Source organism: Shewanella sp. 3_MG-2023 (genome assembly GCF_030548765.1).
Taxonomy (GTDB): Bacteria; Pseudomonadota; Gammaproteobacteria; order Enterobacterales; family Shewanellaceae; genus Shewanella.
Genome location: NZ_JAUOSH010000018.1, coordinates 26,987 through 40,605 on the forward strand (window position 1 = coordinate 26,987; position 13,619 = coordinate 40,605).

Annotated in this window: 11 protein-coding genes and 2 pseudogenes; 5 read left to right on the forward strand and 8 right to left on the reverse strand. The window is 42.3% G+C overall.

What is annotated here, in order from left to right; translation table 11 throughout:
- The first annotated feature begins 67 nt into the window (after positions 1-67).
- Positions 68-1,138, forward strand: a complete 1,071-nt coding sequence (locus tag Q4591_RS11595) for a polysaccharide lyase family 7 protein (RefSeq protein ID WP_102436354.1) — start codon at positions 68-70, stop codon at positions 1,136-1,138.
- 170 nt (positions 1,139-1,308) lie between these two features.
- On the opposite strand, the gene Q4591_RS11600 is transcribed toward Q4591_RS11595, so the two are convergent.
- Together Q4591_RS11600 and Q4591_RS11605 are read right to left on the reverse strand one after the other, a co-directional pair.
- Complete coding sequence (locus Q4591_RS11600; protein WP_303461144.1) at positions 1,309-1,743, reverse strand: hypothetical protein; 435 nt, start codon at positions 1,741-1,743, stop codon at positions 1,309-1,311.
- A gap of 311 nt (positions 1,744-2,054) precedes the next feature.
- On the reverse strand, positions 2,055-3,833 hold the full coding sequence (locus Q4591_RS11605; protein ID WP_102436358.1) for a transporter: 1,779 nt from the start codon (positions 3,831-3,833) through the stop codon (positions 2,055-2,057).
- A 545-nt stretch (positions 3,834-4,378) separates the two neighbouring features.
- Between Q4591_RS11605 and Q4591_RS11610 the strand changes: the two genes are divergently transcribed.
- Positions 4,379-4,630 carry a hypothetical protein gene (locus tag Q4591_RS11610; protein ID WP_102475883.1) on the forward strand — a complete coding sequence of 84 codons (252 nt, stop codon included), beginning with the start codon at positions 4,379-4,381 and terminating at the stop codon, positions 4,628-4,630.
- Positions 4,631-4,804: 174 nt separating this feature from the next.
- Here Q4591_RS11610 and deoD read toward each other — a convergent pair whose 3' ends face one another.
- From deoD to Q4591_RS11625, 3 genes and pseudogenes are all read right to left on the reverse strand, one after another.
- Positions 4,805-5,515: a purine-nucleoside phosphorylase gene (deoD, locus tag Q4591_RS11615; RefSeq protein WP_102436360.1), complete on the reverse strand. Its 711-nt coding sequence runs from the start codon at positions 5,513-5,515 to the stop codon at positions 4,805-4,807.
- 56 nt (positions 5,516-5,571) lie between these two features.
- Complete coding sequence (locus tag Q4591_RS11620) at positions 5,572-6,798, reverse strand: NupC/NupG family nucleoside CNT transporter (RefSeq protein ID WP_102520260.1); 1,227 nt, start codon at positions 6,796-6,798, stop codon at positions 5,572-5,574.
- A 474-nt stretch (positions 6,799-7,272) separates the two neighbouring features.
- Positions 7,273-7,929 (reverse strand): annotated as a pseudogene (locus tag Q4591_RS11625) (hypothetical protein); the annotation flags it as partial.
- Between the two features lie 26 nt (positions 7,930-7,955).
- Between Q4591_RS11625 and Q4591_RS11630 the strand changes: the two are divergent.
- The 3 genes and pseudogenes from Q4591_RS11630 to Q4591_RS11640 all read left to right on the forward strand — a co-directional run bounded on the left by Q4591_RS11630 (position 7,956) and on the right by Q4591_RS11640 (position 10,162).
- Positions 7,956-8,164, forward strand: a pseudogene (locus Q4591_RS11630) (hypothetical protein).
- Between the two features lie 203 nt (positions 8,165-8,367).
- Entirely contained in the window at positions 8,368-9,174 is an 807-nt protein-coding gene (locus Q4591_RS11635) for a helix-turn-helix transcriptional regulator (protein ID WP_303461192.1), read from the forward strand.
- Between the two features lie 112 nt (positions 9,175-9,286).
- Positions 9,287-10,162 carry a hypothetical protein gene (locus Q4591_RS11640; RefSeq protein WP_303461149.1) on the forward strand — a complete coding sequence of 292 codons (876 nt, stop codon included), beginning with the start codon at positions 9,287-9,289 and terminating at the stop codon, positions 10,160-10,162.
- Between the two features lie 112 nt (positions 10,163-10,274).
- Here Q4591_RS11640 and arsJ read toward each other — a convergent pair whose 3' ends face one another.
- The 3 genes from arsJ to Q4591_RS11655 all read right to left on the reverse strand — a co-directional run bounded on the left by arsJ (position 10,275) and on the right by Q4591_RS11655 (position 13,467).
- Complete coding sequence (gene arsJ / locus Q4591_RS11645) at positions 10,275-11,504, reverse strand: organoarsenical effux MFS transporter ArsJ (protein WP_303461152.1); 1,230 nt, start codon at positions 11,502-11,504, stop codon at positions 10,275-10,277.
- 17 nt (positions 11,505-11,521) lie between these two features.
- Positions 11,522-12,544, reverse strand: a complete 1,023-nt coding sequence (locus Q4591_RS11650) for an ArsJ-associated glyceraldehyde-3-phosphate dehydrogenase (RefSeq protein ID WP_303461154.1) — start codon at positions 12,542-12,544, stop codon at positions 11,522-11,524.
- A 65-nt stretch (positions 12,545-12,609) separates the two neighbouring features.
- Positions 12,610-13,467: a metalloregulator ArsR/SmtB family transcription factor gene (locus tag Q4591_RS11655; RefSeq protein ID WP_303461156.1), complete on the reverse strand. Its 858-nt coding sequence runs from the start codon at positions 13,465-13,467 to the stop codon at positions 12,610-12,612.
- Positions 13,468-13,619 lie beyond the last annotated feature (152 nt).

A 13,619-nucleotide genomic window follows, 5' to 3' on the forward strand; every position in this document is an offset into this window, starting at 1 on the left:
TAAAATCCTAACACCCAGTCGCAAACGCTACTGGGTGTGTTATTTATAGTGTCAAACAGGAGGCAAGATGCCACACCGTTTAATAAAAACTACCATTGCTACAGCGATGACAATAGGGCTTTGTTCAAGCGCCTATGCCGCCACAGACTTAGCCACTCAGCAGCAAGCCTACAAAGCCAAACTCAGCCAAGCATTAAGCCCGACGCTGGCACCTGCGCAAAATTTTGATTTATCGCAAATGAAAATCAATCTGCCTATTCCTGATCATCGCCCTGCGCGCCAAGGTCAAGTAATGGAAATTGAAGTGGATGAACTTAACGATAGCGTGCGCCCGTACACTAACCACTTTTGGTTTTACAGCCACCCTGAAACTGGCGCCATGGTAATGGCATCACCTAACACAGCACCCACTACTAAAAACAGCGCCAATGCCCGCTCTGAACTGCGGATCATGCTCAATGGTGAAGGGACCAAGGTCAACCCCAAGCACCCAAGCAATAACTTTGTCATTGATACTCACCCTAACAAGCAAGCTTATGGCGCTATCGGCGGCCAGTTAAGTGCCACCGTTGCGGTTGATTGGGTTAGTGTTAGTGGCGATGACAGTAAATTCCCATCCCACTCGGTGGTGGTTGGCCAAATTCATGGATCAAGTAAAGTTGAACCACTTAAAATTTACTACCGCAAAATGCCAAACCATGAATATGGTTCACTGTTTTGGAACTATGAAGTTTACCCAGCAGATATAGACCAACGCTACGATATCCCTATTCCAATTTGGGGCAGCGATACGTTAACCAAGCAAAGTGACGACCCAGTTGATGGCATCAAGCTAGGGGAGCTATTTAGCTATGACGTCAATGTTGTCGGCAGCTTGATGACGCTAACCTTTGTCAAAAATCCTGGTACCGATGCCGCCCAAACCAAGGTATTTAAAACCGATTTAAGTCAGCCTTACCCAGGTCACCCCATTGACCAAGGTTATGGCAGCGACAACATGTACTTTAAAGCCGGTGCTTATAACCAATGTAATCAAGGTACTGCGCACCCAGTTTGGGGCACGGGATGCACTAACAACGGCGTCGCCGCAGGAGATTACACCCAAGTGAGTTTTTATAAGCTGAACTTGAAACAGTAGTGTTGTGGGTCATTTAAGTCAGTAACTAAGCCAGCTACAAGCCAAAAAAAGCCAGCTACAAGCTGGCTTTTTTTGGCTAAAAATAACACTCATTAGCTAGCATTTATCGTTAATTTCGAGCTTGAGATCTTGATTTTTTAAACTGCAAACGAAGTTTGATAACTAAAAACCTATCGCCATAACCTTATTGTGCCCAGCAGGTAAAAAGCACCGAAAATACAACAAATGACAGAACTGACAACCCAAAATGTTAGCGAGTTTTGGTGCACCAGGGGATCGGATGTGAAAAACGGTACAATTAACCCTGCAATACCGCGCACTAAATACACTGCGGAGATTAAGACTAAGCAGGTTTTTAATAGAGGAAGCTTGAAAATAACCCCAGCGCCAGATAGGGCGTAAAAGCCCCAGCCCGCTAGAATAGCAGCGATGATAAGCGTGACTATCGTTGGGTATGAGTCACCAGCTGCAGCCATCTGCGCCATCCCCTCTCCAGCACCGAAAAAACGGTACCAATCCGGCCCGCCGAAAATACAGCCGATGTGTAATAACGCAGCGAAAAAGCTTAAGTACGCAGCAACAATAAGTAAATTATTTCTTTGCATCTAAATCCCTTTAGAACATAACGTTTATAGCCAGCCAATGACTGTACATTCAGCAAAGCTATTGATTAATAAGTACTCTAGCAAATCAAAATCGAAATCGAAATCGAAATCGAAATAACGAGTAGGCTTAATGGCCAACACTCACTTCTAATTACAACGTTAATCTTTTTAAATCAGCAAACCAAGTTTGAAATACTCAATTTCCCATTGGCAAATAGCCAAAAAAAAACCACCTAGATAACTAGGTGGTTTTCATGGTCAACATTTTGTAGGGAACTGAGTTAACGGTTCAATCTAACCATATTTAAAGCTTAGCTATTGCTTGCTTCTGCCTCAAGGGCTGCATCTTCAATCTTGTCGTCTACCGCTTTAATCAACACTAGACCCACGGTAAGTACAATGCCGCCACACAAGATAAAGATAAAGCGTCCGGTCATTTCGTTAGGAATGAAGAACATCGACATGATCCCAATACCTGCCACCGAAATCAGTGAACCGAGCATTTTACGTTGCTTGTTATCTAATTTCTGCTGCTCTTCACCTTCTGAAATCAACGGTGTATCAAGGTTCTCGAAGAATTTATCTACATCTTTTTGACGCTCTGCAGTTAATGGCTTGTAGAACAATGTTGATGCCACGAAGAAGCCAGCAGTAAACACTAAGTGACCCACTAAACCAATGGCAACCACAAGCTCTGACCACTCACGAGAGGTTAACTGATTGTCTAAGTTAAACGCAGTTTCTATCATTTCTGGGGTAATAATAAAGCCCACAAAGAATGAAACAAAACCACCGACAACTAAGGTACCCCAACCAGCCCAGTCCGGCGTTTTCTTAATAAAGAAGCCACAGAAAGCAGGGATAGTCATCGGGAAACCAATCAAGGCGCCCACGTACATCATGGTATCGAATAAGCTTAACCCTTTGAGCGAGTTGATAAACAATGCCACCAAGATAATCGCAACACCAAAGAAAGTAGAGGTTAGCTTAGAAACCACCACTAGCTCTTTCTCGTTCGCTGTTGGGCGAACAATCGGCTCATAGAAGTTTTTAACAAAAATACCTGAGTTCTTATTCAGACCAGAATCCATAGAAGACATGGTTGCTGCAAACATGGCCGCAATCAATAACCCAACCATACCTGCAGGCATGTAAGTTTCTACAAAGTAAAGGTAAGCAAAATCAGAGGCTTTGCCAGCTGCATCTGGGTAAGCCAGTGCCAAGTTAACCCCTTCACCAGCTATAAACCAGCTTGGCATGAACCAAATTAATGGGCCCATGGTCATTAAAATACACGCTAACAATGCTGCTTTACGGGCATTTTTAGAGTCTTTTGCAGCAAGGTAACGGTATGAGTTCAGCATGTTATTGGTAATACTGAACTGCTTTAAGAAGATAAACACACCCCACATAGCAAAGATGCTCAAGTAGTTCATGTCGTTACCAACAATGAATGACTCAGTTGGGAAGTTTTCAATGATGTTATTTACGCCACCACCTTGAATAATTGCCACTACCGCACAAGTAACGGTTACGGCCATAATCACCAGCATTTGCAAGAAGTCTGAGGCGATAACCGCCCAAGAACCACCAGTCACTGACATCACTAATACCACAAGACCCGTTAGGATAATGGTGGTGGTCATGTCAAAGCCAAAGATGCCAGAGGCAATAATAGCCAAACCATTTAACCAAATACCCGCGGTAATAACGCTGTTTGGCATGCCAGTCCAAGTAAACACTTGCTCGTTAACTTTACCGAAGCGCATTCTAATGGCTTCAATTACGGTAACAACGCGAAGTTGGCGGAATTTAGGAGCGAAGTAGAGGTAGTTCATCAGGTAGCCAAAGGCATTGGCTAAGAACAATATTGCGACGGCAAAACCGTCGGTGTACGCTTTACCTGCAGCACCGGTAAAGGTCCAAGCACTAAACTGCGTCATAAACGCCGATGCACCAACCATCCACCACAGCATGTTTCCGCCGCCACGGAAGTAATCACTTGTATTGTTAGTGAACGTTCTAAACATCCAACCAATACCAATCAGGAATAAGAAATATATTCCGACAACAATCGTGTTAAGTTCCATTGTTCAACCTTAATCTAATACGCTTGAGTTGACTATAATCTAAAAGCCCTATTTAATTGTACTACAATATAGCAAATGTGTGATCAAACACATAATAGTTATTCGGCTATTTTATTTGCAGTCGCATTTTATGATTTAGATTCATTTTCAACAAAAACCAAAAAGAAAATAAAATGATAAAAAACAGGAGTATATCAAGTTTAAGTGAGTGAGTTCACACATTTTATCTTAAAGAAAAAACACAAATAATTATTACATTATGACAGTTAAGAGTAGTTACTCTTTCACCACAACCACCCAATTGTAGTATTTATTAACTATTTAGAGAGAGATTTCACTCACGAAGATTAAACAAAGTCACTTTCAAACCACCTCAAAAAGCTGTTATGTGTGTAAAATACACTTAATTAATATTCAAAAAGTTTGACAGCACTGCACTCATAGTAAGTGACAGCAACAAGCATTAAAATAGCACCTAAGTGCGTTGCCCACTTTCTCAATTAGCAGCTTAAAAGATGTCGCTAACCTTACTGAATGAGACTTTAATGGCAAAACCCAACCCTAAAGGCCCTAGTCGCACTGTCGATATCTTCTGTGGCAAATGTAAAACCCAACTTTTTAAGTACCGCAAAGGGGGCAAAGGCGCATTAGTAAAATGCTTTAAAGAGCGCATTGTAAATGATTACACCACCAGCCCATGTATATGTCCGCAATGTGAAAGCACTTTTGCCAGAGACACCTTGGTTCGTGGTACCCCTGCCTTTAAGATGATTGGCGGCAAGGTAACCATGAAATAAAGTCTATTAAGTCGCTGCGTTATTCAAGTCATCGCTTAACAAGCTAATCGACCCGCTGCTGATAAAGCCCATAAAAAATGCCGCCCATTACCATAAGGTATTGGGTGGCATAACGGTTTCATACTAACAAGCAGTCTCACCTAGCGTTTACATCCAGGTAAGCACTTATCATCATTAGTCTAAATGGCTTACCGCTTCTAATGTCAGCTTGATCATGTCATTCAAGGTCTGTTGACGCTCTTCAGCGCTCAAGTGTAAACCTTGTCTTAAATGATCGGTCACTGTCATCATTGCTAATGCATTAGCGCCGTATTCCGCAGCGACGCCGTAAAGCCCAGCCGCTTCCATTTCAACGCCTAAGATGCCGTACTTTTCCATTAGGTCGTAACGTTCTTCATCTGCACTATAAAATAAGTCAGAAGAATATAGGTTACCGACATGGTAACTTGCACCTTGTTTTTCAGCTGCATCAGCCGCTAAACGCAACATGTTAAAGTCAGCAATCATAGCAAAATCGGTATTAGCAAAGCGCGAACGGTTAACCGCTGAGTCTGTGCTTGCACCCATTGCCATAACCACATCCATCAATTTAATTTTATCGCTCACAGCGCCACAAGAACCGATACGGATAATGTTCTCAACGCCGTATTCGGTGATCAACTCTTTAGCATAGATAGAGATTGACGGAATGCCCATACCAGAACCCATCACTGAAATCGGCTTACCTTGAAACTCACCGGTATAACCCAGCATGTTACGAACATCAGTCACTAGCTTAGGGTTATCAAGGAAGTTTTCAGCAATATATTTAGCACGTAGAGGGTCGCCAGGCATTAAAACTGTCTTAGCAAAAGCACCTTCTGGGGCATTAATATGTGGGGTCATGTGTTACTCCAATAAAAAGCCTGCTACTGATAAGCAGGCGTAAAAAATTAAGGTTATTAGCCGGCTAAGCTAAATAATAAACCGGCAATAGTACCGCTCATTAAGTTTGCTAGTGCAGCGGCAATTAAGGCTTTCATGCCAATTTCACCTAGGTCATGACGACGCTCTGGGCACAATGCCGCTAAACCGCCAATCACCATGGCGAGTGAGCCAATGTTAGCGAAGCCACAAAGGGCAAAACTGATAATAATTTGGGTTTTTGGCGACAGCTCAGAAGCCACTTTTAAGAAGTCGAGATAGGCAACAAACTCATTAATCACCATTTTTTGGCCGATAAATGAAGCCGCTTGGGTCGCTTCAGACCAAGGCACACCCATTAACCATGCAAGTGGCGCTAATAAGTAACCTAAGATGGCTTGTAGCGTTAGATCTGCAATACCAAACCAACTACCTACGCCACCGATAAGACCGTTAACCATTGCAATCAATCCCACAAATGCAATCAGTAGCGCAGCAACCATCATCACCTGTTGCATGCCCATCGCTGCGCCATTGGCGGCAGCATCAAGTACATTGCTCGGTTTGTCTTCTTGCTCATCCATGACCTTACCAATGTCATTGCGAGGCGTTTCAGTTTCTGGCCACATAATTTTGGCAAACAACAGTCCTGCTGGTGCAGTCATAAAGGCAGCGGTCAGCACGTACTTAATATCAACACCCATTTGGATATAACCAATCATGGTGCCACCAGCAACAGAGGCTAAACCGCCAGTCATCACTGCAAATAGCTCTGAGCGGGTCATGTGTTTTACAAAAGGACGCACCATTGAAGGGGCTTCAATCGGTCCCACAAAAATATTGGCGGTTGCCGATAAGGACTCAGCGCGGCTAGTGCCAAGTATTTTTGATAATGCGCCGCCAATAATGCCAATAAACAGCTGCATGATGCCAAGGTAATACAGCACGGCGATGAGCGAGCTAATAAATACCACAATAAATAACACGTTAATTAAGAAGATGAATCCAACACTGAATTTGGCTAAGTCACCAAACACGAAGCTTAAGCCTTCATTGCCGTAGCTAATAACGTGCATCACGCCATTAGAAGCGCTATCCAATATGGTTTGACCCATTGGCACGTACATTACAAATGCACCAAAGGCGACTTGGAATGCTAACGCACCGATAACCGTTCTTAGGTTAATAGCCTTTCTTCGTTCTGACAGTAAAACAGCTAAACCAATCAAGGCACACATGCCTAGTAAACTGATGAAAACATCCATACATTTTTAACTCACTAAACTCTACGATACGAGCAGTTTAGCGAGCAATGGCACGGACTCAAGCAATAGATACCAGTCGGGATGATTATTTTTATTAGACGATTAAAAGCCTGATAACGCCTTATAAATAACAACACAAAGCCTAAATAGCGCTTTCATAAGGAGCAGGCAGGTAGCAATCAAATTACAACTTAAAAACATCACCAACATCAACCTCACAAGGGTGACCAACTGAATCAATAGCGGCGTGATTTCAAACAGAATAAAATGTCACTTTACCCGATCAAATGATTACAATTAAGTAATTTTACAACACTAAAAAACGTTAAAAATTAGCCCCAAAATGCTTCACTTTCGAAGTACTCAAACAAGAACAATGATTCAAATAAGATAGATGAAGATGAAAAAGCCCGTTAAACGGGCTTTTTATTTAGAATGACCATTAAATAGCACTGCGGTAACTGTAACGATAAATCAGTTCGTATTCAGTTTGGTCACAGGTAACTTGGTCGATAGCCCTGCTGCAATAGCAACAAAGGCCGCAGAGATCCACAAGCAGGCTTCTAGACCATAAAACTGAAACACTGCCCAGATAATACCGTACCGATTAATCGCCCCATGGCGTTAGCCATATAGTAAAAGCCCACATCAAGGGACACTTCATCACGGGCGCCGAATAAAAACATTCGCGCCGCCGATAATAGGTTGATTGAGCGACTTTTTGAAAATACCTCTTTAAACTTAGGCTGACTCTTGGCTTTACCTAAATCCTGTTTAAGGGTGATTAAGCTAAATAGCCATACTAGCGTCAACAATGACGCCATTAAGATAATCGCGCCCTTGAACTCAAGTAATGTGAGTAATAAGCCGCCTAAGAAAAAACCCACCCCTTTTAAGGCATTTTTAGAGCCGGTAAGAATCGCGACCCATTGATATAACTTGCCCTCAGCCCCTGCTGGCACCAAGAGTTTAATGGCGCTTTTAGCACTCATTTTATTTAAGTCTTTGGCAATACCTGACAGTGCTTGCGCCAGCATGACATAGCCAATAGTCAGCCGGCACAGCTAACATGGCTAAAGCGATAATTTGCAGCCCCAACCCCATATTCATGGTTTTATTGAGCCCAAAACGCTAAAGGCCCGAGTCGCACTGTCGATATCTTCTGTGGCAAATGTAAAACCCAACTTTTTAAATACCGCAAAGGGGAAAAGGTGCATTAGTAAAATGCTTTAAGGAACGTATTGTGGATGATTTTACGACCACGCCTTGCGAGTGCCCCCTATGCGGAATTACTTTCGCCAGAGACACCTTAGTTCGCGGCACTCCAGCTTATAAAATGGTTGGCGGCAAAGTCACGATGAAGTAATTAGCTTACTTATTTAAGAGATATTAACCAAAAAACATTTACCAAGAGACATTTTCCAAGAAGTAACTAAGAAGATTTAATAAGTTGCTTTGCACTGACAATACCCACTACACTTTTATGATTAAAGTTAGTGGAGTCACACTCTGAATATTCCCAATATTGGTTTTAATCATCAACAATCAGATGATGAAGAGCTAGAAATTATCGACTTAACTTCGATATACCGAAGAGCCGATATTGATCACGACCCTCAACTTCCTCATAAAGTTAACTTCTTTATGCTCATTTATATTGAGCAAGGAGAAGGCACTCATATGGTTGATTTCAAAAACTACTCATTTGCACCAGGTTCATTGTTATTCGTCCAGCGAGAACAGGTTCATGCTTTTGATTTTTCATCAGAGCCCCAAGGTAAGGTGCTCATTTTTACCCAAGCCTTTCTTGATCATGTACACGCCAATATGCGCTTACCTAAATACACTCCCACCCACCTAAACCAATTACACTCGCCTCAACTCATATTAGATACACAGTCCCGCCATAGGACCGAAACCTTAATCAATGAGATGCTGACCGAAATAAATCAGCCACAAACAGAACAACTGGTAGTGATGTATTTATTCTCTGCATTGGCATTAATACTCCATCGACTTAGACCAGAAGCAAGACACGACAAGCTATCCCAAGATCAAAGTATAAAACTGGCACGTTTTTTCGAACTAATGCAGCAATACGCCCGCAAAACACGTGATGCCAACTGGTATTCAAACCGAATTAATGTCACTTATAAAACCCTTAACCAAATCTGCAAACTCGCAACGGGCTTAACAGCAAAGCAAATGATTGATGCTTTTACCGTGATAGAAATCAAACGCCATATCGTCATTAGCCAAAAGCCATCCCAACAAATCGCTTATGATTTTGGTTTCGAAGATGCCAGTAACTTTGTTAAATACTTTAAAAATCAAACAAATACCACACCAAATCAGTTTTTAAAACAGCGCACATAACGTTTAAAAAGTCTTCCAAGGTTCGATATTCACCATTTTTACACTCAAATACACTCTGCTAATTGTCTCCACATTTATCTAATATTGTTCTCAAGCAACTGAGGACAAAATAATGAAAACAATTTCAACCTTATTCAAACGTACCCTTATCACTGCAAGCGTATTGAGCTTAATTGCATGTTCATCTACCCAGGAGATATCTACAATGTCTAACGAAGCCTCTAACAAAGAAAAAGCCGTTGCTGTCATTTCAAGTATTGAAACAGGCGACCAATCAGCCATTGGATACATCAACCCTGAGCAATACACCCAACATAACTTAGCAGTAGCCGATGGTTTAGCAGGTTTTGGTGCGGTGCTACAACAACTTCCAGAAGGTAGTGCTAAAGCCAGAGTAAAGCGTTCATTTCAAGATGGTGATTACACAGTAACTCATACTGAATATAACTTCTTTGGCCCTAAAGTTGGCTTTGATGTATTCCGCTTTGAACAAGGGAAGATTGTGGAACATTGGGATAACTTACAAGAGATAGCGCCTGTAAACCCAAGCGGTAGAACCCAACTTGATGGCGCAACAGAAATAACAGATTTAGATAAAACTGACGCGAATAAAGCGATTGTGGCTGATTTTGTGCAAACAATTCTGATGAACGGCGATATGTCTAAGATTAACCAATTTATTGATAACGAAGACGACGCCTATTTACAGCACAACCCAGCAATTGCAGATGGACTAAGTGGATTGGGTAAAGCATTAGGTGAACTTGCTGCAGCCAACATGCCTATGGTCGTCAGTAAGAACCATAAAATTTTAGGGGAAGGTAATTTTGTGCTATCCATTAGCGAAGGCACCTTTATGAATAAGCATGTTTCTTTCTATGATTTGTTTCGCTTAGACAATGGCAAGATTGTGGAACATTGGGATACCATCGAAGCCATCCCAGCACAAAGCGAATGGAAAAATACTAACGGCAAGTTTGGCTTTTAGGTCCCTGTTGAATAGTTCACATCAATTGGGGTATTTATACCAATCTAGTGACTAAAAAATAATGCCGTTTGACACTCAAACGGCATTAGTTGTCTTTTTAATCATTAACAATCTAAGCGTTACAAGAAGTGTTTGTTGGGAGTTTAATCGATAACAGCGCTGCAATAGCGACAAATACAGCTGATATCCATAAACAGGCTTCAAGACCATAAAATTGGAACACAACACCAGACAATACCGTGCCAATAAGTCTACCCATGGCATTGGCCATATAGTAAAAACCGACATCTAACGATACGCTTTCACCATCAGCGTAACTGACTATCAAATAGCTATGTAACGAGGAATTTATCGCAAACACTGCACCAAATATGAGTAAACCGGCGATAATGGATGTTTGAACATAGAAATCAAAATGCAAAGCCAAAGCGATAGCGGCTGGAATAACAGTTAAATAACTCGCCCATAAAAAAGCAGCGCGACCCGTTGGTACTTTCCCTTGTTTCTTACCTGTAAAATAAGGTGCTATTGATTGCACAATACCGTAGCCAATCACCCAGCTCGCCATAAAGCCGCCAACCCACCAGTGATCCCAATTAAAGGTCACCGCTAAAAACACTGGCAAGGCCACCACAAACCACACATCTCTGGCGCCGAATAAAAACATTCGCGCCGCCGATAAAATATTAATTGAACGGCTTTTTGAAAATACCTCTTTAAACTTAGGCTTACTCTTGGCTTTACCTAAATCCTGTTTAAGAGTGATCAGGCTAAATAACCATACTAGCGTCAACAATGACGCCATTAAGATAATCGCGCCCCTGAACTCAAGTAATGTCAGTAATAAGCCGCCTAAGAAGAAACCCACCCCTTTTAAGGCATTTTTAGAACCGGTAAGAATAGCGACCCACTGATATAACTTGCCCTCAGCCCCTGCTGGCACCAAGAGTTTAATGGCGCTTTTAGCACTCATTTTATTTAAATCTTTAGCAATACCTGACAGTGCCTGCGCCAACATAACATAGCCAATACTAAGCATGTCAGCCGGCACCGCTAACATGGCTAAGGCGATAATTTGCAGCCCCAAACCAATATTCATGGTTTTATTCAGCCCCAAACGCGCCCCAAGCCAACCGCCCACTAAGTTAGTGACCACGCCAAAGATTTCATAAAACAAAAACAGCATGGCAATATTGAGCGGGCTATAACCTAAGTGGTGAAAATACAGCACCACCAGCATCCGCAGTGCACCATCGGTTAAGGTAAACGCCCAATAATTACCGGTTATCACCAAGTACTGCTTAATCTGTGGTGATAAATTGCTTAATGATAAAAGCCCCATTAACTCATAACCTATATCTAGTTTTTGTCAGCCAAACCAACCATGCGTACCAATTCCGCAGTGCGATTTGCATAGCCCCACTCATTGTCGTACCACACATACAGTTTTACTTGAGTGTCATTGACCACCATAGTGGATAAGGCATCAATAATGCTTGAGCGCGGGTCGGTTTTATAATCGATTGAAACCAGCGGACGCTCCTCATAACCTAAAATATCTTTAAGCTCGTTTTCTGCAGCCTGTTTTAGTACTTGGTTAATCTCAGCAATATCGGTTTTACGCTCAACTTCAAACACGCAATCGGTTAGGGATGCGTTGGTGAGTGGCACTCGAATCGCATGGCCATTTAGCTTGCCTTTTAGCTCAGGGAAAATATGGGTAATTGCTGTTGCTGAACCAGTGGTGGTAGGGATTAAGCTAGTACCACATGCACGGGCGCGGCGTAAATCTTGATGCGGTGCATCAATAATGGTTTGAGTATTAGTGATGTCATGAATGGTGGTCATTGACCCGTGTTTGATACCAATTTTTTCATGAATAACTTTAACCACAGGTGCTAAACAGTTAGTGGTACAAGATGCAGCGGTAACGATAGGATGAATAGCTTTATCATAAAGGCCTTCATTAACGCCCATGACAATATTCAATACGCCATCTTCTTTAACTGGCGCAGTGACAACTACCCGTTTTACGCCTTGGTCTAAATATGCTTGTAACAATGCTTTGGTTTTAATTTTACCTGACGCCTCAATAACCACATCACACTGTGACCAATCAGTATCTTGGGTGGCAACATTTTGGGTGCACGGGATGGCTTTGCCATTTATCAGCATAGCTTGAGCGCCATTCACTTCAGTATGGGTCGCCTCGTGGTGCCAGCGGCCATGGACTGAATCAAAGGTCATCAGGTGCGCTAGTGTTGCGGCATCGCCTGCAGGATCGTTGATATGCACAATTTCAACCTCATCCCAATCAAATGCGGCGCGCATTGTTAAACGTCCCATACGGCCAAAGCCATTAATACCGATTTTAATAGTCATTAGAAAATCCTCTGCTGTTTCTTAAGGTTAATTATTAAATTTGTTCTGTAATTCTTTGCTTAGCGCTAGTTACAAGAGTTCGCCTTGCTAAAGTTTGCCTTGCTTGGCCGACCTTGCATCTGTGCTAGCCTTTGCAGCGGCGCGGCTATTAGGGAAATATTATTTTCTGTGGTTTGCGCTATCACAGATTTGGCCCACAAAGGTAGCTCGGCATTAATCCGATAAAATACCCACTGCCCGTGTTTTCTATCGCTGATAATGTTGGCTTTTTTAAGCACCGCCAGATTACGCGATACCTTGGGCTGACTATCTTCTTCCAATGCCTGCATCAACTCACAGACACATAACTCACCATGATAGTGGGTCAACATTAAGGTTTTTAAGCGAATGTCATCAGTTAAGCATTTATAAAAAGCGCTAGGTTCGAGCTGCTTTACTGGCTCAGTGCTGGTGGCAGTTTCAGAACTAATAGATTTAGAGTTAATAGATGTAGAGCTAATAGGCTCTGCTTCCACTAAAAGAAACATCGACAAGCGATCATTGATTTCATTCAGGGTCGCGGAAAAAGGCTGACAACCTGAACGCGCTTTAGGATCGGGAAAATCCCAAGCCAGTTGTTTACCGGCAGCTTCATAACTGCGGCACTCCGCAGTAGCCCGATTACACAGGGTAATGACGTAATCAAACTGCTGCGCTTTAAAGTCATTGATAGAGTTTGCAACAAGCTGAGCTGTATCAGCGGCATCAATGCCAAAACGATTCAGGGCATCAACAGCGCGAGGGTCCACTGCTTCAGGCTGAGTACCAGCGCTATAAACCTCAAAGCGATCACCCGCGCGATGCTTTAACAACACTTCAGCCATTTGCGAGCGGGCTGAATTGCCCGTACACAGAAATAACACTCGTTGTTTGTTAATACTCATATTTATACCCATTCAAAACTTATATAAAAGATTGTATATACGAAATACCATATATTCTAGTTTTATTTTGAGCTTAGAATGATAAGTTTCAGCTAATATTCAAACTCCCATAAACAAAAAAGCCCCAACATCTGCATGTTGAGGCTTTTAAA

Coding starts and splice junctions, on each gene's coding strand:
- Q4591_RS11595 (WP_102436354.1), top strand. CDS start 68: ATGCCACACCGTTTAATAAAAACTACCATTGCTACAGCGATGACAATA.
- Q4591_RS11600 (WP_303461144.1), bottom strand. CDS start 1,743: ATGCAAAGAAATAATTTACTTATTGTTGCTGCGTACTTAAGCTTTTTC.
- Q4591_RS11605 (WP_102436358.1), bottom strand. CDS start 3,833: ATGGAACTTAACACGATTGTTGTCGGAATATATTTCTTATTCCTGATT.
- Q4591_RS11610 (WP_102475883.1), top strand. CDS start 4,379: ATGGCAAAACCCAACCCTAAAGGCCCTAGTCGCACTGTCGATATCTTC.
- deoD (WP_102436360.1), bottom strand. CDS start 5,515: ATGACCCCACATATTAATGCCCCAGAAGGTGCTTTTGCTAAGACAGTT.
- Q4591_RS11620 (WP_102520260.1), bottom strand. CDS start 6,798: ATGGATGTTTTCATCAGTTTACTAGGCATGTGTGCCTTGATTGGTTTA.
- Q4591_RS11640 (WP_303461149.1), top strand. CDS start 9,287: ATGAAAACAATTTCAACCTTATTCAAACGTACCCTTATCACTGCAAGC.
- arsJ (WP_303461152.1), bottom strand. CDS start 11,504: ATGGGGCTTTTATCATTAAGCAATTTATCACCACAGATTAAGCAGTAC.
- Q4591_RS11650 (WP_303461154.1), bottom strand. CDS start 12,544: ATGACTATTAAAATCGGTATTAATGGCTTTGGCCGTATGGGACGTTTA.
- Q4591_RS11655 (WP_303461156.1), bottom strand. CDS start 13,467: ATGAGTATTAACAAACAACGAGTGTTATTTCTGTGTACGGGCAATTCA.